Origin of the sequence: Sphingopyxis granuli (genome assembly GCF_001559015.1) — a bacterium.
In the GTDB taxonomy this organism is placed as follows: Bacteria; Pseudomonadota; Alphaproteobacteria; order Sphingomonadales; family Sphingomonadaceae; genus Sphingopyxis; species Sphingopyxis granuli.
In genome coordinates, this window is sequence record NZ_CP012199.1 from 4585372 (window position 1) to 4611045 (window position 25674).

The 25674-nt window shown below is 62.2% G+C and carries 22 protein-coding genes and 1 pseudogene; 18 read left to right on the forward strand and 5 right to left on the reverse strand.

What is annotated here, in order from left to right:
- Positions 1-372 precede the first annotated feature (372 nt).
- Positions 373-2748 carry a heavy metal translocating P-type ATPase gene (locus tag SGRAN_RS20955; RefSeq protein WP_067186604.1) on the forward strand — a complete coding sequence of 792 codons (2376 nt, stop codon included), beginning with the start codon at positions 373-375 and terminating at the stop codon, positions 2746-2748.
- Complete coding sequence (gene cueR, locus SGRAN_RS20960) at positions 2745-3158, forward strand: Cu(I)-responsive transcriptional regulator (RefSeq protein WP_067186606.1); 414 nt, start codon at positions 2745-2747, stop codon at positions 3156-3158. The genes SGRAN_RS20955 and cueR overlap by 4 nt, the downstream gene beginning before the upstream one ends.
- Before the next feature lie 224 nt (positions 3159-3382).
- On the opposite strand, the gene copD is transcribed toward cueR, so the two are convergent.
- From copD to SGRAN_RS20980, 4 genes and pseudogenes are all read right to left on the reverse strand, one after another.
- Entirely contained in the window at positions 3383-4303 is a 921-nt protein-coding gene (gene copD / locus SGRAN_RS20965; protein WP_067186608.1) for a copper homeostasis membrane protein CopD, read from the reverse strand.
- 3 nt (positions 4304-4306) lie between these two features.
- Positions 4307-4423, reverse strand: a pseudogene (locus tag SGRAN_RS21970) (copper resistance protein CopC); the annotation flags it as partial.
- Between the two features lie 75 nt (positions 4424-4498).
- Positions 4499-5669, reverse strand: a protein-coding gene (locus SGRAN_RS20970) for an IS3 family transposase (RefSeq protein ID WP_148650941.1) whose coding sequence is annotated in 2 segments (ribosomal slippage) — positions 4499-5411 and positions 5410-5669 — 1173 coding nt in all. Because the reading frame shifts where the segments join, the coding sequence is not laid out codon by codon here.
- A gap of 15 nt (positions 5670-5684) precedes the next feature.
- Positions 5685-5993, reverse strand: a complete 309-nt coding sequence (locus SGRAN_RS20980) for a copper resistance protein CopC (RefSeq protein ID WP_067186612.1) — start codon at positions 5991-5993, stop codon at positions 5685-5687.
- A gap of 420 nt (positions 5994-6413) precedes the next feature.
- Here SGRAN_RS20980 and SGRAN_RS20985 point away from each other — a divergent pair, with 420 nt between their 5' ends.
- The 13 genes from SGRAN_RS20985 to SGRAN_RS21045 all read left to right on the forward strand — a co-directional run bounded on the left by SGRAN_RS20985 (position 6414) and on the right by SGRAN_RS21045 (position 20126).
- Positions 6414-6854: a Spy/CpxP family protein refolding chaperone gene (locus tag SGRAN_RS20985; protein ID WP_067186613.1), complete on the forward strand. Its 441-nt coding sequence runs from the start codon at positions 6414-6416 to the stop codon at positions 6852-6854.
- On the forward strand, positions 6851-7414 hold the full coding sequence (locus tag SGRAN_RS20990; RefSeq protein WP_067186615.1) for an RNA polymerase sigma factor: 564 nt from the start codon (positions 6851-6853) through the stop codon (positions 7412-7414). The genes SGRAN_RS20985 and SGRAN_RS20990 overlap by 4 nt, the downstream gene beginning before the upstream one ends.
- Positions 7415-7462: 48 nt before the next feature.
- Positions 7463-9400 (forward strand): copper resistance system multicopper oxidase, encoded by a 1938-nt coding sequence (locus SGRAN_RS20995; RefSeq protein ID WP_067186616.1) that lies wholly within the window; start codon positions 7463-7465, stop codon positions 9398-9400.
- Positions 9397-10557, forward strand: coding sequence for a copper resistance protein B (locus SGRAN_RS21000; protein WP_067186618.1), 1161 nt, complete (start codon positions 9397-9399; stop codon positions 10555-10557). The genes SGRAN_RS20995 and SGRAN_RS21000 overlap by 4 nt, the downstream gene beginning before the upstream one ends.
- Positions 10558-10591: 34 nt before the next feature.
- A complete protein-coding gene (locus SGRAN_RS21005; RefSeq protein WP_067187238.1) occupies positions 10592-11179 on the forward strand; it encodes a c-type cytochrome in 588 nt (195 codons plus the stop codon).
- Positions 11180-11443: 264 nt separating this feature from the next.
- Positions 11444-11884: a DUF411 domain-containing protein gene (locus tag SGRAN_RS21010; RefSeq protein ID WP_067186620.1), complete on the forward strand. Its 441-nt coding sequence runs from the start codon at positions 11444-11446 to the stop codon at positions 11882-11884.
- A 46-nt stretch (positions 11885-11930) separates the two neighbouring features.
- The gene (locus SGRAN_RS21015; protein WP_067186622.1) at positions 11931-12290 is read left to right on the forward strand and encodes a hypothetical protein; all 360 of its coding nucleotides are present in this window, start codon (positions 11931-11933) and stop codon (positions 12288-12290) included.
- A gap of 83 nt (positions 12291-12373) precedes the next feature.
- Entirely contained in the window at positions 12374-12649 is a 276-nt protein-coding gene (locus SGRAN_RS21020) for a hypothetical protein (protein WP_067186624.1), read from the forward strand.
- A 133-nt stretch (positions 12650-12782) separates the two neighbouring features.
- Positions 12783-14009 carry a TolC family protein gene (locus tag SGRAN_RS21025; RefSeq protein ID WP_067186625.1) on the forward strand — a complete coding sequence of 409 codons (1227 nt, stop codon included), beginning with the start codon at positions 12783-12785 and terminating at the stop codon, positions 14007-14009.
- Positions 14006-15493, forward strand: coding sequence for an efflux RND transporter periplasmic adaptor subunit (locus SGRAN_RS21030; protein WP_067186627.1), 1488 nt, complete (start codon positions 14006-14008; stop codon positions 15491-15493). Before SGRAN_RS21025 ends, SGRAN_RS21030 begins: the two co-directional genes overlap by 4 nt.
- Positions 15490-18618, forward strand: coding sequence for an efflux RND transporter permease subunit (locus SGRAN_RS21035; protein WP_067186629.1), 3129 nt, complete (start codon positions 15490-15492; stop codon positions 18616-18618). Before SGRAN_RS21030 ends, SGRAN_RS21035 begins: the two co-directional genes overlap by 4 nt.
- An 11-nt stretch (positions 18619-18629) precedes the next feature.
- A complete protein-coding gene (locus tag SGRAN_RS21040) occupies positions 18630-18995 on the forward strand; it encodes a copper-binding protein (protein ID WP_210434181.1) in 366 nt (121 codons plus the stop codon).
- Positions 18996-19049: 54 nt separating this feature from the next.
- Positions 19050-20126 (forward strand): DMT family transporter, encoded by a 1077-nt coding sequence (locus SGRAN_RS21045; protein ID WP_067186633.1) that lies wholly within the window; start codon positions 19050-19052, stop codon positions 20124-20126.
- Between the two features lie 230 nt (positions 20127-20356).
- On the opposite strand, the gene SGRAN_RS21050 is transcribed toward SGRAN_RS21045, so the two are convergent.
- On the reverse strand, positions 20357-22630 hold the full coding sequence (locus SGRAN_RS21050; RefSeq protein ID WP_237233596.1) for a heavy metal translocating P-type ATPase: 2274 nt from the start codon (positions 22628-22630) through the stop codon (positions 20357-20359).
- Between the two features lie 67 nt (positions 22631-22697).
- Between SGRAN_RS21050 and SGRAN_RS21055 the strand changes: the two genes are divergently transcribed.
- From SGRAN_RS21055 to SGRAN_RS21065, 3 genes are all read left to right on the forward strand, one after another.
- On the forward strand, positions 22698-23117 hold the full coding sequence (locus SGRAN_RS21055) for a MerR family transcriptional regulator (RefSeq protein WP_067186635.1): 420 nt from the start codon (positions 22698-22700) through the stop codon (positions 23115-23117).
- A 207-nt stretch (positions 23118-23324) separates the two neighbouring features.
- Complete coding sequence (locus SGRAN_RS21060) at positions 23325-25211, forward strand: cytochrome c/FTR1 family iron permease (protein ID WP_237233606.1); 1887 nt, start codon at positions 23325-23327, stop codon at positions 25209-25211.
- A 44-nt stretch (positions 25212-25255) separates the two neighbouring features.
- Positions 25256-25624 carry a hypothetical protein gene (locus SGRAN_RS21065; protein ID WP_067186638.1) on the forward strand — a complete coding sequence of 123 codons (369 nt, stop codon included), beginning with the start codon at positions 25256-25258 and terminating at the stop codon, positions 25622-25624.
- The last annotated feature ends 50 nt before the right edge of the window (positions 25625-25674 follow it).

The following is a 25674-nucleotide window of genomic DNA, read 5'->3' on the forward strand; positions in this document are numbered from 1 at the left end:
CGCACAATCGACCATACCACCCATTTGCCTATCGGGGGATGTCCCGTGCTCCCCAATGCAATGCCTCGTATCCGACAATACAACCGGTGTGGTATGCGCCATCGCTGGTCCACTCGACATAGCCATGGGCATGAAGGACAAAGTGAAAGCCACGAATATTGCGGCAACGAGCCGCAACAGCGCCACGCGACCGGTCCCCTGACGGGAGTCGGATTGGCCTGCCTCTACTTTGGTCCGCCTTGCCCGCACGTCGCTTTAATTCCTTTGAGTCGCACAAGCCTATCGCACTTGACACTGTGGTAAGGTCAAGTGGCTATTGACTCTAACATCGTGTCAAGTCGCAGATAGTTGTGCGATGGAAGGAGACGGTTGATGACCGAGTCGAAGCATAGCGCGCATTCCGGGGGCCATGGTTGTTGTGGAAGCCATGGGGGGCAGGACGAGGGAACTCCGCTGGGCCTGGTGGTCGATCCCGTTTGCGGCATGACTGTCGATCCACAGAAGACAGCGCATCATGCAACCCATGCCAACCGTGAGTATCATTTTTGTAGTGCTGGCTGCCGCGCGAAATTCGTCGGCGATCCAGAACATTATCTGATCCCGGCGGCCGTCCGGATGGTGGATGCCCCGCCGGGGACGATCTGGACCTGCCCGATGCACCCCGAAATCCGGCAGGACCATCCCGGCGCCTGTCCCATCTGCGGCATGGGGCTCGAGCCGGAAATGGTCACCGCCGACGCTGGGCCGAGTGCCGAACTGATCGACATGTCGCGTCGCTTCTGGATCGCGCTGGTGCTGACCATCCCCGTCTTTGTCCTTGAAATGGGCGGCCATCTGTTCCCGGCACTGCATCATCTTGTGCCTGCGAAGCTGTCGACCTGGGTCCAGTTCGCGCTGGCGACACCGGTGGTGCTGTGGGCCGGCTGGCCCTTCTTCGAGCGCGGCTGGGCCTCGCTGAAAACGCGCAACCTCAACATGTTCACGCTGATCGCGATGGGGACAGGGGTTGCGTGGGCCTATAGCGTTGTAGCGACCCTGGCGCCCGGCATTTTCCCGGCAGCCTTCCGGGCTGGTGATGGAACTGTCGCCGTCTATTTCGAAGCGGCCGCCGTGATCACCACCCTGGTACTGCTGGGCCAGGTTCTCGAACTGCGGGCGCGCGAGCGGACCTCCGGTGCGATCAAGGCGCTGCTCAATCTGGCCCCTAAAACCGCGCGCCGCATCGCCGAGGATGGCAGCGAAGAGGAGGTTTCACTTGACTTGATCGCGGTGGGGGACCGGCTGCGGGTGCGGCCGGGCGAAAAGGTGCCGGTCGATGGCATTGTCGAGGAAGGGCGATCGGCGCTCGATGAATCGATGGTGACGGGCGAATCCATGCCGGTCACCAAAACCGTCGCCGACGTGGTGATCGGCGGGACGATGAACCAGAGCGGCGCGCTGGTGATCCGCGCCGACAAAATCGGGCGCGACACCATGCTCGCGCGCATCGTCCAGATGGTCGCTGAAGCCCAGCGGTCACGGGCGCCGATCCAGCGCATGGCCGATCAGGTCGCCGGTTGGTTCGTGCCGGCGGTGCTGGCGGTCGCGGTTGTCGCCTTTATCGCCTGGGGCATCTGGGGACCGGAGCCACGTCTGGCGCACGGGTTGGTTGCAGCAGTGGCGGTGCTGATCATCGCCTGTCCCTGTGCGCTGGGGTTGGCGACGCCCATGTCGATCATGGTCGGCGTCGGGCGCGGCGCGGGGCTTGGCGTGCTCATCAAGAATGCCGAGGCGCTGGAGCATATGGAGAAGGTCGACACGCTGGTCGTCGACAAGACCGGGACGCTGACCGAAGGCAAGCCCGCCGTTACCCGGATCATCGCGGCGGACGGCTTCGAGGAGCGCGACCTGCTGCGGATCGCCGCCGGTGTCGAACGCGCGTCGGAGCATCCGCTGGCGCTGGCGATCGTTGATGCGGCATTGGCCCGCGACATCGAGATCCCGGCGGTCAGCGACTTCGATTCGCCGACTGGCAAGGGCGCGTTGGGCACGGTCGAAGGCAAGCGTATCACGCTGGGCAATGCCCGCTTCCTGGAGGAAGAGGGCGTCGCCACCTCGCCCCTTGCGACGCAGGCCGACCAGCTTCGCGCGGATGGTGCCACTGCGATCTTCATGGGCATCGACAATCGGGCCGCAGGCGTGTTCGCCATCGCCGATCCGATCAAGCCGACCACGGCGGAAGCCTTGGCTGCGCTTCGCGCCGACGGCATCAAGGTGGTGATGCTGACGGGCGACAATCGCACCACGGCCGAAGCGGTGGCGCGTCAGCTCGGCATCGACGCGGTCGAGGCGGACGTGCTGCCCGATCAGAAGGCGGCGGTCGTCATGCGGCTGAAAGCGGAAGGGCGGGTCGTCGCCATGGCGGGCGACGGGGTCAATGACGCGCCGGCGCTCGCAGCGGCGGACGTCGGCATCGCGATGGGGCATGGCACCGACGTCGCGATGGAAAGCGCGGGCGTGACCCTGCTCAAGGGCGACCTCAACGGAATCGTCCGCGCGCGCCAGCTCAGCGAGGCGACGATGGCCAACATCCGGCAGAATCTGTTCTTCGCCTTCGTCTATAACGCGGCGGGCGTGCCGATCGCGGCGGGGCTGCTCTATCCGGTCTTCGGCATCCTGCTCTCGCCGATGATCGCGGCGGCGGCCATGGCGCTGTCTTCGTTCAGCGTCGTCGCCAACGCGCTGCGCCTCAATCGAGTGCGGCTGTGAACATCGGTGCGGCCTCGAAAGCGAGCGGCGTCTCACAGCGCATGATCCGCCATTATGAGAAGATTGGCCTGATCCCGGCGCCGCTACGCCGGGACAGCGGCTATCGCGACTATACGGATGCCGATGTCCATCGTCTGCGGTTCATCGCTAATGCACGGGATCTCGGCTTTCCGATCGAGGATATCCGAGGTCTGCTGGGGCTGTGGAGCAACAACCAGCGTGCCAGCGCCGAGGTAAAGGCCCTCGCTATCGCCCGCGCCGAGGAACTGGGCCGCAAGGCCGAAGCGCTTCAGGCGCTGCGCCGGACATTGCTCGAACTGGCTGAACGCTGCCATGGCGACGACCGGCCAGACTGTCCAATTATCGAGCGTATGTCCGGCGACGCGGACGGTGCAATCAGTTACATGTGAAGTTTTGGGTCACAGCCAATGTAGGTGAGCGTGTTGGACTCCGCCGCCGGAATCAGGCGGCACCTCTCAACCGGTAACCGCTGCGGGCCATTCGTGTGCGAAACAGGATCTTCGAAATCTGAGCCTGTGCAGCGCGCCCAACCGACGGATGCCATTCGCTGATCCTTTTGAGCATCTGGCGTCTGCCGAGCGTCTGCCGTCGCGCTTGCTTGAGGCGCTTCTCGTCACCCTGCGGATGCTGGTGGTAGTAGCGTTCCCAGCCATGCGACCAAAGCGAGGATGAGCACCGCAGCGCCACCTTCGAGCCAAAGGCTTCGACGCAGCCGCATTACGGCCCCTTCTATGTTGCCGTCCTCGATTCCTGTCGCCAGCGCCGGGGTCAGGTTGAAGCGATTGCTAGCTGCCAGCGCAAGCATCAGTCCGAAAAGAACGAGCTTTATGAAAAGCAGCTGGCCATAGGCACTCTGGAATAGCCCCGATATATTTTGCGGCCCGATCAGCGCGTAGCTGTTCACGATGCCCGTCACGACGACCAAGCCGACGATGACCGTGCCAGCAGTGGCGAACCCGGCGAGCGCACGATGCGCTGTATCGAGTTGCTCAAAGATCGGTGAGCGGCGTGACAGCATCAGGATAAAGGCGGCCAGGGCCCCTATCCACGCTGATCCGGCAAGCAAATGAAGGATGTCACCGGCAAGATGGACCATCCCAGTGAGTCCTTCCGACGCGGCACCATGACCTGACCAGGCGAGGCTGGCGACGGGGATAGCGGCAATAAGGGCAAGAATTGTTATCCCCGTCCCTCGGAACGCCCAGGGCGCAAGGACGGCAGCGCATAATATCGTCAGCGCCAATATACGCGCGAGCAGAGCCCAACCGACGGGCGTCTCGGTCAATATCATCATGACCGAGGCATGGTCGACGTCCTTCAACGCGACGCCAAGCATCGCTGCGACGGCAAGAACGAAGCTCAAGCCGCTCAGCACGATGCCCAACCCGGCCAACGCTGTTGTCAACCAGCGGAGCGGGAGCAGCCTCTCGCGCTCAGACGCCTTCAGGGCATAGAGCGCGAAGAGGAGCAACCCGAACAGCAGCCCAAGATCCGCATAGAGAGACCAGCGGATCGCGACGAGCGAACTGTCCATTCTTCAGCGCACCGTAAAGGTCAAACTGCCAACGATCCGGTGGGTGTCGGCTGCGACGGCGTGCCAGTCGACCTTGTAGCTGCCAGCGGTCAGCGGACGCGCCAGGGTCACGATGAGCGTCTTGCCATCCTCTCTGAGGTGGTCCCGCCTATTTGGACAGTTTGGCGGCTAAGTTAAGCTAATCCCGGTTGTCGTTCATGCCGCCTGTTTGATCATCAGATCATGGGGGGCATGCCCCCCATGATCTGATTGCCCGATCCGCCGATAGGCCTCTGCCGGGGTCCTCCCGGCAAGGCCCGAGTGTGGACGCTGGGTGTTGTAATAGGTGATCCACCGGCCAAGACCAGCCCGCAACTCGGAGCCGGTCTCGAAGGCGTGCAGATACACGCATTCGTATTTCAGGGAACGCCAGAGGCGCTCGATGAAGACATTGTCCATCCACCGCCCCCGGCCATCCATGCTGATGCGGACCTCTGCGTCGCGCAGCACGCTGGTGAAGGCAAAGCTGGTGAACTGGCTACCCTGATCGGTATTGAAGATCTCGGGGCTGCCGAAGCGCGTCAGCGCTTCCTCCAATGCCGTGACGCAGAAGCCCGCGTCCATGGTGTTCGACAGTCGCCACGCCAGTACCTTTCGGGTGGCCCAGTCCATGATCGCGACCAGGTAAAGGAAGCCCCGGCGCATCGGGATATAGGTCACGTCAGCGCACCACACATGGTTGGGCCGCTCGATCGTCAGCTTGCGCAGCAGATACGGATAAACCCGGTGCTGCGGGTGCGGATCGCTCGTGCGCGGCCGCTGATAAATGGGCGATAGCCCCATCTTCGCCATCAGCCGCCGCACCCGTCGTCGCCCAACGTCATGACCATTACGGCGCAGATGCCGGACCATCTGCCGACTGCCGTACCACGGCATGTCGAGGAACGCCGCGTCGATCACCCGCATCAGCGCCAACGTCTCCTCGGTCTCCGGCACTGGCGCGTAATAGTAGCTCGACCGGCTGATCGACAGCAGTCGGCATTGCGCCGCGATCGACAGGCGACGGTGAGCAGCCTCGATCATCGATCGCCTCCGTGCCACGCTCATCGACCGGAGGCTTTCGCTAAAAATCCCGCTCGACCAGCAACTGCCCGATCTTCGCATGCAGCTTGTCCACTTCGGCCTCGCTGGCCGCCCTGGCCGCTTCACCTGCGCCGGAAAATGTGCCTGCCATCCCCGCAATCGCCTGCCGCTTCCACGACGCAATCATCGTGTGGTGAACGCCATGCTTGGCTGCCAGCTCCGCCAGCGTCAGATCGCCCCGGATCGCTTCAAGCGCAACCTTCGCCTTGAAATCCGCGCTGTACCGCTTCCTCGTCGTCTTCATTCCCGTACCATTCCTTCAGGTCGGGACTAGCTTAACACCCTGTCCAGAAAACCGGCACCACCTCACTCCAACCGCAGTTGTCGCTCCGCCAATCTTCATCGGGGCATGGTTTGCCATGCCCGGCATACCGGTCATCGCAAGATCGACACCGGACAGGCGCGGCATCAGTCGCTCGCTGAATGTCAGCGTCAGGCGGTTCGTGGCACCAACCGTCGCACTGGCCGCTGGCGTGGAGCTAACGAGCTTGGGATGGGCCAGCGCCGGCGTTGACAGGCCGATTGACAGAATTGCCAGAAGGGCTGCGAATTTGGTCTTTATCTTCATCGAACATCTCCGTTGGGTTCGATGTACATTACGCAGCCTTGACGCTTACCCCTCATTACCAAGCTTCGATTAGCGATGAGGGGTTTTCCGCTACCATGCGTAAACTACCATGCGTAATGTGGCGGATTGGGGCGGGAGTAGTGAGATGATGGACATAGATGCGGCGCTCAGGCGCTTAAGAGAGCTTCCAGCAGACCCCAGGCTGGAACAAATCGATGGCGCTGTAATGGAAGCGATTGTCTTCCAACGTCGGCATGGCACTCCGTTGTCAAGCACGGCTTTCGGCGTGGCGGCCGTCTTTGCGCTCTCGATCGGATTGCTTGGCTCTGTGATACCAGCACATGAGACCCGCGCCCCATCGATCGCTCCTCTCGGCGCACCGCCGGCATTGGCGCCCTCGACGCTTCTCGGTGCGAGCGAATGACGGACCGTCGTCGCCTATTGCTCATCGCGGTTATCGCCTTTCTCGCAGCGATAGCGGGTGCGTTTATTGGCCGCGCGTTCATTGCCGCGCCGGCACCAGTCGAAAATGAACTTCACTCCTTGCTTCACCATAACCTTAAACTCGACCGCGCACAGCAAACGCAAATGGACGAGATCGAGCGTCGTTTCGCTATCCGTAGGCAGGCACTGGAGCTAGAGCTGCGCGCTGATAATGCCAGGCTTGCCGATGCCATTCAGGCCGAACACGGCTATGGCCCTGCTGTTGGCGCTGCGATCGACCGTTCACATCAGGCGATGGGCGAGCTTCAGAAGGAAACACTTGAGCATGTCTTTGCTATGCGGGCCGTTCTCACACCTGAACAGGCCGCCAAGTTTGACGCCACAGTAGTCAGGGCGCTGACGGCCAAGGAACGGTGAGTCTCGATCTCGCCGCCTGCTCGGACGGCGAGCTGGCAGCGCTCGCGTTGGGCGGACGACAGCCAGCCTATAGAGAATTGATGCTCCGTCACCGAGGCAGCGTGTTCCGCTTGTTGCGCAGTCATATCGGTGACGCGGATGCCGCCGTCGACCTTACCCAGCAGAGCTTCATCGCCGCATTTTCGGCTTTGCACAGTTATGATGGCGAACGCCCTTTTCGGCTATGGATCTCGCGCATCGCAATCAACAAGGCGCGGGACTGGGCACGACGCCGCGCCGTCCGCCGCTTCTTTACCTTTGCCCGCCCTATTGAAGAAGCGTGGCACATTGCGGACGGGACCGCAGGCGCCGATGTCGAATTGGCCGATCGACACGAACTGGAACGCACGATGGCGGCTATTGGCACATTGCCGGCCAATCTCCGAGAAGTGCTCGTACTCCGCACGATCGAGGAGTTAAGTCAGGCCGAAACGGCAGGAGCGCTTGGGATTAGCGGGAAGGCCGTAGAAACCAGACTCTATCGCGCCCGTGCCAGGCTTGCAGAAATATTGAGGGGTTGAGGCTGGCTATGCGTAATCCCTGAAAATTCAGGACAGGGATTGCGGGTTATGGAGTTTACAAACCTCGATCGCCGAGGGCTTCTGCGAGGAATAGGGTTTGCAGGCGGCGCAGCCGCATTCGCTGCCTGGATGCCAGCATGGGCTCAGCCTGTATCCCTGGGCCTTGCCGCTCCTCTTCCGACTGTGTCGGGCACCGACATTACCCTGCGGATTGCGCAACACACCATGGTCATCGACGGACGCCAGTCCGCTGCGATCGGCGTGAACGGCACGGTGCCTGCCCCCCTCATCCGCCTTCGCGAAGGCCAGATGGTGCGTCTCAACGTGATCAATGATCTCGACGAAGACAGCTCCATCCACTGGCACGGCTTGCTCCTGCCGCCCCAGATGGATGGCGTGCCCGGGGTCTCGTTCTCCGGCATCAAGCCACGCTCCAGTTATCTATACGAATTCCCTGTCCGACAGAACGGCACCTACTGGTATCACAGCCACTCCGGGTTTCAGGAGCAGCTTGGCCATTACGGTCCAATCGTGATTGATCCCGCTGGGACCGACCCTGTTCAGTTCGACCGCGAACATGTGATCGTACTTTCAGATCATAGCCCGATCTCGCCCGAAGCAATTTTCAGACGAATGAAGGTGGATGCCGGGCATTTTAACTATCAACGGCAAACCCTGGCTGGCCTTCTCGCTGGCCGAGACCAGCGCCTGAAAGATCGCCTTGACTGGGGTGCCATGCGCATGGACCCGACCGACATTTCGGACACGACGGGGGCTGCTTACACCTATCTCGTCAATGGCCATGGCCCGAAAGACAACTGGACCGCCCTGTTCTCTCCCGGTCAGCGTGTGCGTTTGCGGTTCGTCAACGCGTCAGCGATGACGACCTTCAATGTCCGCATTCCTGGGCTGCGCTTCACCATCGTCCAGGCCGATGGGCAGAATGTCATGCCCATCGAGATCGACGAGTTCCAGATCGGCGTCGCCGAAACCTACGACGCTATCGTCACTCCCACTGAGGATAAGGCGTTCACACTGGTTGGAGAGGCCATCGACCGTTCGGGCATGGCACGCGCGACCCTTGCGCCGCGCGCCGGTATGACGGCTCCCGTGCCACCTCTACGCCCGCGTCCGATCGCGACGATGAAAGATATGGGCATGGATATGTCCGGGATGCAGGGCATGGAAGGAATGGACATGTCCGCCGGTAAGGGTTTGACACGAGGAATCGATCCGACAGCCGAGCAGAATGCTTCCGCGAAGCTTGCAATAGGCGTTGCCGCGGCCGTCGCATCCCAGACTGGAATGGCCGGAATGGATCATTCCAATATGCAGGGCATGCCGGGAAACAGCGGGACAATGGACCATTCTGCAATGGGTCATGGCGCCATGGCAGGCGATCAGACCATGGCCGGCATGGACATGGGTTCGATGAACATGCGGGACTTCTCCAAGGCGCCGCAGGTCAAACGCGGTCCCGGTGTACAGACAATCTCGCCGATGCCGATGGATCGCACGGGCGAGCCCGGACAAGGGCTGGAGGACGTCGGTCACAAGGTTCTCGTCTACAAAGATCTCATAGCACTCGACCGCAATCCCGATGTGCGGGCGCCCTCGCGGAGCATCGACATTCATCTGACGGGCAACATGGAACGTTTCATGTGGTCGTTCGACGGCCAGAAGATGTCCGACGTGCATGAACCCATCCCCTTCATTGAGGGCGAGCGGGTGCGCGTGAACCTTATCAATGACACCATGATGGGCCATCCGATCCACATCCACGGCCATTTCTTCGAACTCGTCACCGGCCATGGTGATCACGCTCCGCGCAAACATACGGTAATCGTCCAACCGGGCGGTAAGGTGACTTGGGATTTTACCGCTGATGCGGTCGGCGATTGGGCGTTCCACTGCCATCTGCTCTATCACATGGAGGCCGGCATGATGCGGATCGTGAGCGTGCGACCGAAGGGAGAGGCGCAATGATCCGTCTCGCCGCGGCCTTAACCGCATCAGCCTCGTTGCTGGTCAATCAACCGGCGCTTGCGCAGGACCATTCGCGGCACCAGGGTATGAGCATGCCGGGTATGCAGATGCCCACGCCGCAAAAACCTGCGGCCAAAAAGGCCGTAGCGAAAAAGCCTGGAGTGAAGAAACAGCTCCGCCGGCAAGGAAAGCCCACTCCGGCCCTCAAGCCGTCACCGCAGGCGCCGACTAAGCCCGATGAAGCGATGAAGGGCATGAACCAAGCCTCAATGCCCGGTATGGACATGGCTCCGCCGGCATCGGCAACCCAGTCTTCGCAGTCGATGCCCAACATGGACATGCAGGACCACAGCCAGCACGGCGCCACGCCACAGGCGGCGCACGCCGGAATGGAAATGACCGGGACGGCGCTTCCCGCCGGCGACGCACCCGCGCCACCGCCGCCAAGCGATCATTATGCCGATCGACTGTTCCCTAAGGTGGAAATGGACCGTGCCCGCGCCAAATCGATGCGCGAGCAAGGCGGGCGAACTGTCTACCAGGTGATGTTCAACTTGGCTGAATATCAGGCTCGTGCCGGACGCGACGGCTATCGTTGGGATGGTGAGGCGTTTGTCGGCGGCGACATCAATCGCTTCTGGCTCAAATCCGAAGGCGAAGGCGCGTTCGGCGACCGCCTCGAGAGCGCTGAGGTCCAGGCACTCTACAGCCGTGCAATTGGACCCTATTTCGACCTGCAGGCCGGCGTTCGCCAGGATTTCGGGCAAGGGCCGAACCGGACCTATGCGACGGTCGGCTTCGAAGGGCTCGCGCCCTATCTGTTCGAGGTCGAAGGCGCCCTGTTCCTGAGCAACAAGGGTGATCTGCTCGGTCGGCTCGAAGGCTATTATGACCAACGCATCACCCAGCGACTGGTCTTGCAGCCGCGTGTCGAGCTGAACCTTTCCGCGCAGGACGTCCCTGAGAACCGACTCGGATCGGGGCTCACCAATGCCGAGCTAGGGTTGCGGCTGCGCTATGAAATCACCCGGCAGTTCGCTCCCTATATCGGCGTGTCCTACGATGCGAAGACGGGCAGGACCGCCGACTTCGCACGAGCAGATGGCGAGGATCCCACCACCACGAGCTTTGTCGCAGGCGTGCGGCTCTGGTTCTGAGCCGCACAACACATGATATTGCGAGGAGATGACTATGGACAAGAAATCTCTTCGGCGACACTGGCCGAGTTGGCCGTTCGTCGGTATACTGGCAGCACTCCTGTTCATCTTTACGGCCGCATTCATCTATTTCGGCATTTATAATATCGCGGCCGACGCGCCGCACACAAAGCCGGTCTATGCGTTGCTGGAAAGTCTCCGCGATCGTTCGATCACGGTGCATGCTCGCGGTATCGCTGCGCCCAAAGACCTTGATGCGCCGCAGCGGGTAGCAGTAGGCGGCGGGCTCTACGGCGAGATGTGCGCCGGCTGTCATCTTGGCCCTGGTGTCGAGCGCTCCGAACTGAGCCAGGGCCTCTATCCGCAGGCGCCCGAGCTTGCAAAGCACTCACATCTGGGGCCCGCCGAACAATTCTGGATCATCAAGCACGGTGTCAAGCTGAGCGCGATGCCAGCGTGGGGCAAAACCCATCCCGATCCCTTGATCTGGGACATGGTCGCCTTTGTGCGTCGGTTGCCTGGCATGTCGGCCGCAGAGTATCAGCGGTTGGTCGCCAGTGCACCTCAGGACCATGACGCGATGATGCAGGGCATGAAGGACGAGCACATGCACGGGGAGTGAAAGATTCGGCAGGCGTGGACCGAGTAGGAGCCAGGGACAGACGCTCGATGATCCACGGTCATTCAGATGCGACTCTGATGCGTCGTGGTGCGGACCTGCGCAATGGGCAAGTCACACGGCTATTCGGCCAAATCATCGTATCACGGCGCTGGGAAATCGACGAGATGAAGGCGGTGCTCAATCGAATAGACTGACAATCGACAAATTTCGAGGGATCCGCCTCGCGCGTGCGTATAGGTGGTGGAACATGAGAGGACTCGGAGCATGAGATTTCACCTAGCTGCGGCAGCGTTGATGCTATCCGCAACGGCGGCCAGCGCGGCAGGACCGATCGTGGTGCATCGCGACCCAGGCTGCGGCTGCTGCGAGCAATGGGCCGCCCAGGTGCGGACGCAATTCGACAGGTCCGTCAGGATGGTCGACGATCAGAACCGATCGGCCCTTCAGCGCGCTCGCGGCGTTCCTGCGTCGCTTTCCTCCTGTCATACCGCTCTCATCGACGGCATGGTCTTCGAAGGTCATGTTCCCATGGCAGACATGAAGCGGGTGCTCGCCCAGCGTCCGAAAGGCGTATCAGGACTGGCTGTCGCCGGAATGCCGATTGGATCGCCCGGCATGGAAGTGCCGGGGCGACGCGGCGATCCCTATGTCGTCACGGCCTTCGGCGCCAACGGCACCCGGATATTCGCACGGCATCAAGGATAGGTTGGCAATTGCCGTCAGGACTGGGTTGTTATAGATTGACTTAACCGTGAAACGCTTTCTCGCCTCGCTGCTCCTCATCGGAGCCCTGATCGGCCTCTTCGGAGCTGAGTTGGCCTATGCGCGAAGCGTTCCTGCGACCGCGCCGGCCAAGACAATGGCGATGGACGCGGATTGTATGGCCATGATGGCCATGCAGCAGCCGGCGCCAAAGGAAAAGCCATGCAAGGGGCTCACCCTTGACTGCATCGCGGCCATGGGGTGCGTGGTGCCGTTGATGGCCGCCGATCTAACTGGAAGTATTGCTGCGCCTCATATTCACGGCAAGCCCAATTTCTGGTCGGCAACGACCGTGCTGGCGGGCAAGAATTTCGCCCCCGATCCTGATCCTCCCATGAACCTTGGCTGATTGAGCGATCGCGTCTGTTCGGCGCGCGGCAGTGTCGCGCCCGACCCAGCGATCCCCCTCCATTCAGTCAAAGGATATTCGTGATGACCATGAAGACGCTTTCGGTCGCCCTCGTTGCGGCCCTCAGCCTCACCGCACCTGCATGGGCGGCCGACAACAGCCAGACCACGCCCCAGGGACATTGGGAGTGGCGGTCGGCACCTCAATATGGTCCGCGGGCCACCGGCCCTGCGCAGAAGCGCGTGTGGGTGCCTGATCAGGCACAGATGGCGAACTGCACGTGCGACATGATGAAGACGCATGCCGCTGATTGCATGAAGTCCATGCATGATGGGCATTCGATGCCATCGGCCGGCTAAGATCAGCCCCGGCGCCTTCGGGTCGCATCATTGCCGGGCTGGCGGTGGCGACGGAACGCCCCCCGTTTCGTCGCCACCCATATGCCCGCGATCCTGTCCCGTGCTGCTCCGATCTCTCCACCGGGAGTTTTCCATGCGTTATGTGTTCGTTGCGTTGCTGTCCGCCGCAATGCCCGGCCTTGCCTTCGCGCAGCCGCTGACCTTCGAAGATGCCCTTTCCAGGGCGGAGGCCGCGCCGTCAGTCCAGGCTCGCAGCCTCGATGTCGAGGCGCGCCGGTCGGCCGCCATAGCCGCCGGCCGGCTTCCTGACCCCAAACTTGGCGTCGGTCTCGACAATTTCCCCGTCTCGGGTCCACCCGCCTTCACCTATGCCGGCGACAGCATGACGATGGCGCGCGTGGGCATCAGCCAGGATGTGCCCAATGCCGCCAAGCGTCATGCCCAGCAGGCTCGCGCCCAGGCCGACATCGCGGCAGCCGAGGCCAATGGCTTCGCCGAAGTCCGTCGCGTCAAAGTGGCGACCGCGCTCGCCTGGATCGACCTCTATTATGCCGAGCGGCGTCTTGCAGCGATTGATGCCGTTATCGCGCGGCAGAATGGCCTCGCGGTCGCAGCGCATTCGGGCGTAGCGTCGGGCGCGGCCCGACCCGCGCAAACGCTCGATGTGCGCCAGGCAATTGCTGCGCTTGAGGACAAGAGAAGCGAAGCTGCGGCCGATTCCGCTCGCGCCCGCTCGACACTCGCCCGTTGGACGGGCGATGCGAACCCGGAGGTCACTGGCACTGTCCCCGATTTCGCGATCAATCCGACCGCCTTGCGTGAGGCGGTCGGCCAGCATCCCGATCTGAACGCAGCGATAGCGCGAACACGGCAGGCCGAGGCAGATGTCGCAGCGGCACGCGCCACGAAACGGCCGGACTGGAGTTTCGATGTCGCCTACCAGCGCCGCGCCGATCGCTATGGCGACATGGTGTCGGCCGGCGTCACGATCAGCCTGCCGTTGTTCGCTGGCAAACGGCAGGACCCGATAATCGCGGCCAGCAGCGCGAGCGCGAGCGCGGCGCTGGCCGAGCAGGAAGACATGCGGCGCGCGCTGGCGGCCGATCTCCAAGCAGGGATTGCCGATCATGTCATGCATCATGAGCAATGGATGCGGTCTCGTGACACGCTGCTGCCGCTGGCGCGACAGAAGGTCGATCTCGAGACCGCCAGCTATTCGGCGGGCCGCGCTGGATTGCTCGACGTGATCCAGGCCCAGACGATGCTGGCCAACAGCGAAATCGAAACGCTCGACCGCGAGGCGCTGGTGGCGCGTGACGGCGCGCGACTTGTCCTGACCTATGGGAGCGACCGCCGATGAACCTTGATCTTTCGCCGCGCATAAAGCTTGGCCTCGCCGCTGCCGCCATTGCTCTGACCGCAGGGGGAGCGGGCTATGGGATTGCCACCTTCAGCCATGACCAGGCAGCTGATCCAGGAGCCGATGCGAGCCGGAAAATACTCTATTGGTATGACCCGATGGTCCCCAGCCAGCATTTCGACAAGCCCGGAAAATCGCCGTTCATGGATATGCAGCTCGTCCCCAAATATGCCGACGAGGGGCAAAGCGAAGCCGGGGTCACGATCGATCCGGCACGCACGCAGAGCCTTGGCCTGCGCGTGGTTGAGGCCCGGATGGGATCGTTGGGGTCCAGCATCACCGCCACCGGCACGATCGATTTCAACCAGCGTGATGTCGCTATCGTGCAGGCGCGCGCTTCCGGCTTCGTCCAGCGCGTTTATAGCCGCGCGCCGGGCGATGTGATCGGTGCAGGCGCACCGCTCGCAGATTTGCTCGTCCCCGAATGGGCGGGTGCGCAGGCAGAGTATCTGGCGGTTCGCCGGACAGGCGACGCGGCGCTGACCCGCGCCGCGCGCCAACGGCTCGCGCTGTTAGGCATCCCATCGAGCACCATCGCCGCAGTTGAACGCGGCGGACGGCCGAACAATGTCATCACCGTGTCGGCTCCAACCGGCGGTGTCATCAAAACGCTCGGCGTGCGTGCCGGCATGACGGTGGCGGCGGGCCAGACGCTGGCGGAGATTAATGGCCTTGGCACCGTTTGGCTCAACGCCGCCGTACCGGAAGCCGTTGCGGGCCAGCTCAAATCCGGTCAGCCAGTACAGGCAACGCTGACCGCCTTTCCCGGCCAAACTCTCTCTGGACGAGTGTCGGCGATCCTCCCCGATGTCCAGGCCGACAGCCGGACGCTGTCCGTGCGGATCGAACTGCCCAACCGCGGCGGTCGCCTGAAGCCAGGCATGTTCGCGACGGTATCGTTCGGTGGCAGTGCGCAGACCGCGCTGCTCGTGCCATCGGAGGCGCTGATTCGAACCGGCAAGCGAACGCTCGTCATGCTCGCGCTCGACAAGGGCCGTTATCAGCCGGCTGAAGTGCAAACGGGCCGGGAGTCCGCGAACGACACCGAAATCCTCGCAGGCTTGAGAGAAGGTGAGAAGATCGTTGCATCAGGTCAGTTCCTGATCGACTCCGAGGCAAGCCTCTCCGGCGTGGAAGCACGGCCGATCGGTGGTCGCGCACCAACGGCAGCCGCCAAACCCGTCAACGGGCCAGCGCTCTATGAAACCGTCGGCAGGATCGAACAGATCACGCCCAGGTCTGTGACGTTCAGCCACGAGCCGGTCCCCGCCCTTGGCTGGCCGGCGATGACCATGACCTTCCGGCTCCTCGATCCGACGATCACACGAGGTCTCAAGACCGGCGATCGCGTTCGTTTCGACTTCGACCAACCACCGACCGGGCCAACCGTGCGCCGGATGACCAGGATGGGGGCCGATCGATGATCGCCGCCCTCATCCGCTGGTCAGTCCACAATCGCTTCCTTGTCGTGATCGGGGTCCTTGCTCTGGTCGGCGTGGGGATATGGGCGGTGCGATCGACCCCAATCGATGCGCTGCCCGACCTCTCCGACACGCAGGTCATCATCCGCACCTCCTATCCGGGCCAGGCGCCGCAGATCGTCGAGAACCAGGTCACCTATCCGCTCACCACCACCATGCTGTCGGTGCCGGGCGCCAAGACGGTGCGCGGCTACTCCTTCTTCGGCGACAGCTTCGTCTATGTGATCTTCGAGGACGGCACAGATCTCTATTGGGCGCGCAGCCGCGTGCTCGAATATCTCAATCAGGTGCAGGGGCGATTGCCGGCCGGCACGCGCAGCGCGCTCGGGCCGGACGCAACCGGTGTGGGCTGGGTCTATGAATATGCGCTGGTCGATAAAAGCGGCCGGCACGACCTGTCGCAACTTCGCTCTTTGCAGGACTGGTTCCTGCGCTACGAGCTGAAAACCGTGCCGGGTGTCGCCGAGATCGCAAGTATCGGCGGCATGGTGAAGCAATATCAGGTGCTGCTCGATCCGGTGAAACTCGCCGCCTACGGTATCACCCACGCCCAGGCGGTAGAGGCCATTCAGAAGGCCAATCAGGAAGCCGGCGGCTCGGTGCTGGAGATGGGCGAAGCCGAGTATATGATCCGCGCCTCAGGCTATCTGAAGACGCTCGACGATTTCCGAGCCATTCCGCTGCGCACCGCTGCTGGCGGCGTCCCGGTGACTTTGGGTGATGTCGCTATCATTCAGATTGGACCCGAGATGCGACGCGGCATCGCAGAACTCAACGGCGAAGGCGAAGTGGCGGGCGGTATCGTCATTCTTCGCTCGGGCAAAAACGCGCGGGAGACGATCGCAGCGATTAAGGACAAGCTCGATACACTCAAGACGAGCCTCCCGCCTGGGGTGGAGGTCATTACCACCTATGATCGTTCGCAGCTCATCGACCGCGCAGTGGAGAACCTCACCCATAAACTGCTCGAAGAGTTCGTCGTCGTCGCGATCGTGTGTGCGCTATTCCTGTGGCACGTCCGCTCGGCACTGGTCGCGATCTTTACCTTGCCCCTGGGTGTTTTGGCGGCGTTCGTCGTCATGCGGTTCCAGGGGGTCAACGCTGACATCATGTCCTTGGGCGGCATCGCCATCGCCATCGGCGCGATGGTCGACGCGGCGGTCGTCATGATTGAAAACGCCCACAAGAAAATCGAGCATTGGGGGCAGGATCATCCCAGCCAGCAGCTCGATAATGATCAGCGCTGGGCGATCGTTACAGAGGCCGCCGCCGAGGTCGGGCCGGCTCTTTTCTTCAGTTTGCTGATCATCACGCTGTCGTTCGTTCCGATCTTCACGCTCCAAGGGCAGGAAGGTCGGCTGTTCGCGCCTCTGGCTTTCACCAAGACCTATGCGATGGCAGGGGCCGCGATCCTGTCGGTGACTTTGGTGCCGGTGCTGATGGGCTGGCTGATCCGGGGGAAGATCCCGGCTGAGCAGGCCAATCCGATCAACCGTTGGCTTACGCATATCTATCGTCCCGCCATCGACTGGACACTGCACCGGCCGAAAACCGTGCTGCTGATCGCGGCGCTGGTGTTTGCGACCACAGCCTTTCCGCTATCGCGGTTGGGCGGCGAGTTTATGCCCAATATGGACGAGGGCGATCTGCTCTATATGCCCTCCGCGTTGCCGGGCATGTCGGCGGCGAAAGCCTCGGAGCTGCTCCAGCAGACCGATCGGCTGATCAACACGGTGCCTGAGGTGCAAAGCGTGTTCGGCAAGGCCGGTCGCGCCGAAACCGCAACCGATCCGGCGCCGCTAGAGATGTTCGAGACAACCATTCAGTTCAAGCCGAGAGACCAATGGCGCCCCGGCATGACGCCCGCCAAACTGGTCGATGAACTCGATCGCACGGTGAAAGTGCCCGGCCTCACCAATGTCTGGGTGCCGCCGATCCGCAATCGCATCGATATGCTCGCGACCGGTATCAAAAGCCCGATCGGGGTCAAGGTCTCTGGTGCCGATCTCGCCCAGCTCGACCGCATCGCCCATGATATCGAGACGGTGGCCAAAACCGTACCGGGCGTTAGCTCGGCGCTGGCCGAGCGGCTGACCGGCGGGCGCTATGTCAATGTCGACATCGACCGCTCTGCCGCCGCTCGGTACGGGCTTAACATCGCCGACGTGCAGGCGATCGTCTCGGGCGCGATCGGCGGTGAGACGATCGGCGAGACGGTCGAGGGGCTGGCCCGCTATCCAATCAGTGTGCGCTATCCACGCGAGTTGCGTGACAGTCTGGAGGGCTTGCGCACGCTGCAGATACTGACCCCGTCGGGCCAGCAGATCACCCTTGGCACCGTCGCGAGCGTCTCAATCGCTGAGGGGCCACCGATGCTCAAGACCGAGAACGCTCGGCCTTCAACCTGGATCTATGTCGACGTGCGCGACCGCGATCTTACCTCAGTGGTTGGCGATCTCCAGCGAGTGGTTGCAAAGCAAGTGCCGCTCTCGCCCGGCGTCAGCATCGCCTACTCGGGTCAGTTCGAGTATCTCCAGCACGCCATTGCCAAACTGAAGCTGGTGGTGCCGGCGACGCTCCTCATCATTTTTGTCCTCCTTTATATGACCTTCGGCCGGTTTGATGATGCGGCGCTGATCATGGGCACGCTGCCGTTCGCGCTCACCGGCGGCATCTGGTTCCTTTACCTTCTGGGTTTCAACCAATCAGTGGCGACCGGGGTCGGATTTATCGCACTCGCCGGTGTGTCCGCCGAGTTCGGCGTGGTGATGCTGATCTATCTGAAACACGCGTTGGCGGAGCTTGGCCCCGATCCGGATACCGCCCAGGTCGAAGCCGCCGTGCGGGAAGGGGCGCTCCTGCGTGTCCGGCCCAAGGCGATGACGGTCGCGGTGATCTTCGCGGGACTTTTGCCGATCCTGCTGGGGAGTGGCACCGGATCAGAGGTAATGAGCCGGATCGCGGCCCCCATGATCGGCGGAATGCTCACTGCACCGCTGCTCTCCATGCTCGTTCTGCCGGCAGCCTATCTGCTGCTACATCGGCCGAAATCGAAACCTGTTTCATGAAGGAGAAAACCATGCACTATTTGCGATTAAGCTTCGCCTTGGGCCTTGCAAGCCTGACCGCCGCCTGTGGCCAGAAGGCCGAGACGCCGGACTCTTCTGAGATGACCGGCAGCACGGATAATATGGCGATGGCGCCCGCCGCCGCCACACCGATCCTGGCCAAAGGGCACGGCACCGTCACCGCGATCGACAAGGGAGCGGGCACCATCACGCTGGCGCACGGCCCGATCCCGGAAGCCAAATGGCCGGCGATGACTATGGCGTTCAAGGCAGCGCCCGCAATAGCGGATACGGCGCAGGTTGGTGAGAAAGTGGATTTCGAACTGAAGATCACCGGCAGTGCGGGTGAAGTGACGGCCCTTACCAGACAACCCTGACGGCAACGCGCTTCATTGCTATCATGAAGCAACCATGATGCAGAGAAATGCGCGATGCGGGATCGTCGGAAAATTGGGGCGCCGGGCATAAGGCTGGCGTTGCTGTCGGCGCTTTTGTTTGGCGCCAGCACACCGCTCGCCAAACTGGTGCTAGGCAACGGCGTCAGTCCCTGGCTGCTGGCGGGGCTGCTCTATCTGGGCTCGGGCCTCGGCCTCGCGCTGGTGCATGGCGGCCGCAGGATGACCGGGCATGGCGCGGCGGAAGCCCCGCTCGCCCGCGCCGATCTGCCCTGGTTGGCCCTCGTCATCCTGTGCGGCGGTGCGATTGCGCCGGTCCTGCTGATGGCGGGCCTCGCGACGACGCCTGCCTCAACGGTTTCGCTGCTGCTTAACCTGGAAGGCCTCGCAACGCTTGCTATCGCCTGGCTGGTCTTCCGCGAAAATGTTGACAGGCGGCTGTTGGTCGGCGCGGCGGCGATCCTAGGTGGCGCGCTCTTGTTATCCTGGCGCGGTGGCGGTCCGAATGGTGGTGGGGTGGGGATTTTGGCGATCGCGGGCGCGTGCCTTGCTTGGGGCATCGACAATAATCTCACCCGCAAGCTGAGCAGCGCTGACCCTGTGCAGATCGCTATGATGAAAGGCGTGACTGCCGGTGCCGTCAATCTCGTGCTGGCGCTGATGCTTGGCGCATCGCTTCCGCCCTTGCCTATCCTTGGCGGTGCGGCGTTGATCGGCTTTCTCGGCTATGGCGTCAGCCTGGTGCTGTTCGTACTCGCCTTGCGGCATCTCGGCACGGCGCGATCGGGCGCTTATTTCTCGACGGCGCCTTTCTTGGGCGCACTGCTGGCAATCGCGCTGTTCGGCGAGCCGATCACGGTAACTCTCCTTCTTGCCGGGGTGCTGATGGCGATCGGGCTCTGGCTGCATCTGACCGAAATGCACTCCCACGAACACACCCACGAAGCACTGGAGCACGCCCATCGCCACGTCGATGACAGCCACCACCAGCACGACCACCCGCCCGGCGTCGCGCTCGGCGAGGCGCACAGCCATTGGCACCGGCATCCGCCGATGGTGCATAGCCACGCCCATTATCCCGACCTGCACCATCGGCATCGACATCCGCATTGACGGGTAAGTTCAGGCAGCGAGGCTGTGCGGCCCCAACAGGATGATGCCCGCACCCGCCAGGCAGGTCGCTCCGCCCAGGATGTGCCATTGATCGGTCGTGTGTTTTCCACCGCCCATAAGCCCGCGATCGCGTTAGAGAACTGCGCTGCTCCCCGCTGCAGAGCATCGGGGAGCAGCGCGACGACTAGTGGGCCAGCGTAAATCGCAGCTTCGCTGCTGGAACAACCGGATTACCGAACCTGCTGGCGGCGGCCGACAAGCCGCATACCATTGAGCACGACCAGGAGAGAGGCCCCGGCATCCGCCGCGATCGCACCCCAAAGCGACGCCATGCCAAACAGCGTCAACCCTGCGAAAACGAGCTTTACCGCCAGCGAGAAGCCGATGTTCTGGCGGATCACGAAGAGCGTTTTCCTTGAATGGCTAATGAGCCATGGCAGGCGAGAGAGATCATCCTGCATCAGCGCGATATCCGCCGTCTCGATCGCCGCGTCGCTGCCAATCGCGCCCATGGCAATACCCAGACCTGCGCGCGCCATGGCTGGCGCGTCATTAACGCCGTCTCCGACCATGGCGACGCGGCCATGTTGCGCGACCAGCCTTTCAATCGCCTCGACTTTCTGCTCGGGAAGCAGTTCGGCGTAAACCTCATCGATGCCGGTTTCGCGCGCGATGGCGTTTGCAGGCCCGCGCGCGTCTCCGGTCAGCATGGCAACCTGCGCGATGCCAAGTTCGTGCAGTTGTGCGACGATCTGCCGGGCTTCGGGCCGTGCCGTGTCACCCAGCGTTATCAATCCGACGACCGAATTTTCCTCACCGACAATGATCCCGGTCAGCCCGGCGACAGCGGTGCGATCCAAATGGGCGGCAAGCGCTTCATCGCTCGCGTCCCCAAATCGCTCTTGAAGATAGCCGGGAGACGCTGCCCAGATCTCGCGACCATCAATCGTACCAACGACGCCCTTGCCGGGCAATGCCGTCACGGATTTGGCGGGGATCACTTCCACGCCGCGTTCCGTTGCGGCATCGAGGATCGCGCGCGCAATCGGATGCTCGCTTCGCGCTTCGATAGCAGCCGCAGCCGTCAGAAGCTCAAGCTCGCTCCGCCCGCCAAGCGGGATCAATTCGACCACTTTGGGACGCCCGAGCGTGAGCGTGCCCGTCTTGTCCATGGCGATCGCGGTGAGATGGGCGGGGGCTTCGAGATAAACGCCGCCCTTGATCAGAACGCCCTGCCGGGCAGCCCCGGTCAGTCCCGCGACAATGCTGACGGGCGTCGAGATGACCAGCGCGCAAGGGCAGGCGATGACCAGCAACACCAGTGCCTGATAGAACCACGTCGCCCAACTTTCCCCGAGCAGGAGCGGCGGCACAAGGAAGACCGCCAGCGCTAGCGCCATCACCACCGGCGTATAGATACGCGCAAAGCGCTCAACCCACTGTTCGGTGGGCGCCCGCTTGCTCTGTGCCTCGCCGACCATGCGCACGATGCGCGCGAGCGTCGTATCCGAGGCAGCGCGGGTCGTGACGATTTCGAGCGCGCCCATGCCATTGATGGTCCCGGCAAAGACCGTCGCGCCTTGTGTGACCGTGACGGGGACGCTCTCGCCTGTAATCGGCGCCTGATCGACCGCGCTCGTGCCCGCAATCACATGGCCGTCGAGTGGAACCTTGCTGCCTGGCGGAACGATCACATGCGTTCCGACCGCAACATCAGCAACCGGCACGTCCTGCTCGACACCAGCGGCATCCCGTATCCGGGCCGTGTCGGGCGCGATGTCCATCAGCGCGGCAACGGCGCGGCGGGCGCGTCCCAGGCTCCATGCTTCCAGCGCGAGTGCGACAGCGAAGAAGAACGCTACCGTCGCGGCTTCAAACCACTGCCCGATGCCGATCGCGCCCGCCACTGCGACGATCATCAGCAGATTCATATCTGGACGCAGCCGCCGTGCCGCAAGGATCGCCTTGGGGGCGACGTATCGAACCGCCGAGAGGATCGCCAGGGAATAGGCGAGCATGGCGAGCAGTGGTGGATGGGCCTCACGGGCCAGACTTTCGTGCAGCACAGCGGCAAGGCCGCTCGCACTTGCATGGATCGCAAAACCCGTCGCGACCAGCACGCCGCTCGCGACCGTCAACACCACCTGGATACGGCGCCGACGGTTCTCATCTTGCGCGGCTGCACTGTTCTCGCCCTCTCTCCAGAGTTCGGCGCGCATTCCGGTGCGCTCGACGGCCTGCAATACACCAGCGTGATCCACGCCACCCGTCGCGCCCGCGACCGACATGCGGCCATTGATGAGATCGAACGACAGGTTCTGCGACCCAACGACCGGCCCGACTTCGCGCTTGAGAAGTGTCACCTCGTCAGCGCAGTCCATTCCGTGGATTTTGAAGATGACGCTGTCCGGACGCTCGGGAATCACCTGGTTGGCAGGCGTTGGTTCCCCCGAGCAGCTGTTGCAATCTGTCGGGACGGCACTCGCGGCGGCCTGATCAATCATAATGTCACCTCGACTCTTCGACATGACACCCTCTATAAAGTCTGAAGTCACTAGAGGGTCAACCATTATGTCTGTCGAGCCATTCAGCATCGGAAAGCTCGCGAAAGCGACCGGAACGAAGGTTGAAACAATCCGCTATTATGAAAGCGTTGGCTTGCTCGCCCCGCCTGCGCGGACGAAGAGCAATTATCGGGCATATTCTGCACAACATCTCGCGCGGCTGAGTTTTATCCGGCGGGCACGGGCACTGGGTTTTTCAATCGAGCAGGTTCAGGCACTTCTCAAGCTCGCCGACCAGAAAGACATCTCGTGCAAGGCCGTGGATGCGATCGCCCGCGAACATCTTGCCGAGATCGACCGAAAGTTGCGGGATCTGAATACCCTCAGAGCCGAATTGAGCAGCGTGATCGTCCAGTGCGGACATGGGAACATCTCTGATTGCCGCATCATCGAGACATTGGCGCCAGATCCCGCTGCGCTTCGCTAAGCGGGAACCGAATTGACAACGATAGGCCAGAGATCACTAATGCAAACAAGTCGCAAATGTGCTTGACCCTCTAGCTGCTAGAAGGTCTAAGGAATGGGGATGCTATCGCCCCCGAACAGCCGCTGCTATTTGACGACTCGCAAGCGAGCGACTTCCTTTCACCGATTGATGCTCCGTATTTTGGCCGTGCTTGGGGCGGCGTCCTGTATGTTGGGCACAAGTGCGGTTGGTTATGCCAAAACGGCCGACGTCCAAACCGCATGGCGGCTGTTGGACTATATGGCGGTGGACTATGGCGGTGCGGTCTCCGGCGGTCAGGTCAAGAGCGCGTCCGAATATGCCGAGATGACCGAGTTCGCTGCCTCGGTCTCCGCACGCCTCACCACGTTGCCGCCAACGCCTGAACGCGCCAAGCTTATAGAGGGCGCGACACGACTTCAGGCGATCGTTGCCGCCAAAGGCCCACCAAGCCAGGTTGCCGATCTTGCCCATGGTCTCGCCGGTGATTTGCTCAAAGCCTATCCGGTCCCGCTCGCTCCAGCCAGAGTGCCCGACTTTGCCCGTGGAGCGACCCTTTTCGCCGAGAATTGTGCGAGCTGCCATGGCGCGGCCGGCGACGGTCACGGCCCTGATGCCGCCAAACTCACGACCCCGCCGATTGCGTTCTCCGACATCGATCGCGCCCGCCAGCGCAGCCCCTTTGCGTTCTATCAGGTGATAGATCAGGGCATCGACGGCACCGCGATGCAGAGTTTCTCGTCGCTGCCGAGCGACGATCGTTGGGCGCTTGCCTTCTATACCGGGCATTTCGCCTTTTCGAACGCCGTCGCGAAGGAAGGGGAGCGCCTGTGGAAAACCGATCCCGGCATTCGCCAACGGCTTCCTGATTTGACGGCACTGGCCGGCATGACTCCCGATGCTCTCGCCAAGAACATTGGAACCGAAAGGGCCGATGCGGTCATTGCCTATCTGCGCCGCCATCCTGAAGCGGTCGTCCAGCAGGCACCGGGCTCGCTTGATGTCGCGCGCACCAAATTGTCACAGAGCCTCGCGGCCTATCGCTCGGGCAATCGCCCTGCGGCGCAGGAGTTGGCGCTGGCGGCATATCTTGACGGATTTGAGCCCCTCGAACCGATGCTGACCGCGCGTGACGCAGCGCTGATGGGACGCATCGAAATCGGCATGGGTGAGCTGCGCGCTGCATTGGAACGTGGCCAATCTGCTGACCAGGTAGCATCGCGCGTCCAAGTGCTCGATGGTCTGTTTGACGATGCGGAAGTGGCCCTGTCACCCGACGCCGCCAGCGATGCTTCGACATTTGTCGGCGCTTTCACAATCATGCTGCGCGAAGGGCTCGAAGCGCTGCTTATTGTCGTCGCCATGATTGCTTTCCTGCGCAAGGCGGAGCGAAGCGATGTTCTCCCTTATGTCCATGCGGGCTGGATCGGCGCGCTCGCTGCCGGAGGCATGACCTGGGCGATCGCGACCTATGCAATCGGAATTAGCGGCGCAAGCCGCGAGCTGACCGAAGGGTTCGGCTCGCTCATCGCGGCCGTTGTTCTACTATCGGTTGGGATCTGGATGCATGGCAAAGCGCAGGCGGATCAATGGCAGCGCTACATTCGCGAAAAATTGTCGCGTGCGCTCTCTCGCCAATCTGCCTGGTTCCTGTTCGGACTCGCCTTCATCGTCGTCTATCGGGAGGTGTTCGAGACTATCTTATTCTATGCCGCGCTGTGGACGCAGGGGAATGGCGGCGTGATGGTGGCTGGAGCTGGGTCGGCGGCGCTTATACTCGTGGCGGTCGCTTGGGCGATGCTTCGCTACAGCCAGACACTGCCGATCGCCAAATTTTTCACATATAGCGCTTGGTTGATGGCTGTCCTGACGGTCGTCTTAGCTGGCAAGGGGGTATCTGCCCTGCAGGAAGCCGGAATCATCAACATCGCTCCGATGGCCTCCGTGCCGCGGGTCTCCATCTTGGGTATATTTCCCACGCTCCAATCTATCGGCGCTCAGATTTTCATGCTGCTCGCCATTGGAGCGGGATTTGCAATGAACCGTCGGCGCGGGATAGCCAGATCCCGTTCGTAGTGCTTAGCGATTGCGACTAAAGTCGAGATGGAGCGGTCGTGCTGATGCTGTACCGCTTGCCGATCGGGCAAGCCGATATGTGTTCGGTCTGGATCACCTCGTGCAATCGCATTCGGCCATATCGTCGACGTGCCAGCGGCTGCAGGTGCATTCGGCACTGGCAGGATTATCTCGACTGGGCGGTCGAATGCTTCCGCATCTCTGCCTCGGGGGTGCAGCCACATACCCAGGTCCACACCGGTACTGCCTGGGCCCAGCTTATAATCGTCGCGAGCATCGTGGCGACGCTCAGGATCAACGGCAACTTTCAAATCATCCAACACGTTAAAGGTGAGTTTGGTTACTCAAGAAAGGTGTCAATGCCGAAGGGTGAAGAGCTCTTGCAAAGCAACGGTACCAAACACGATAGATGAGTTTAGCATATTAGAGTCATGGCATAACATAACATAACCTTGGCAAGGAT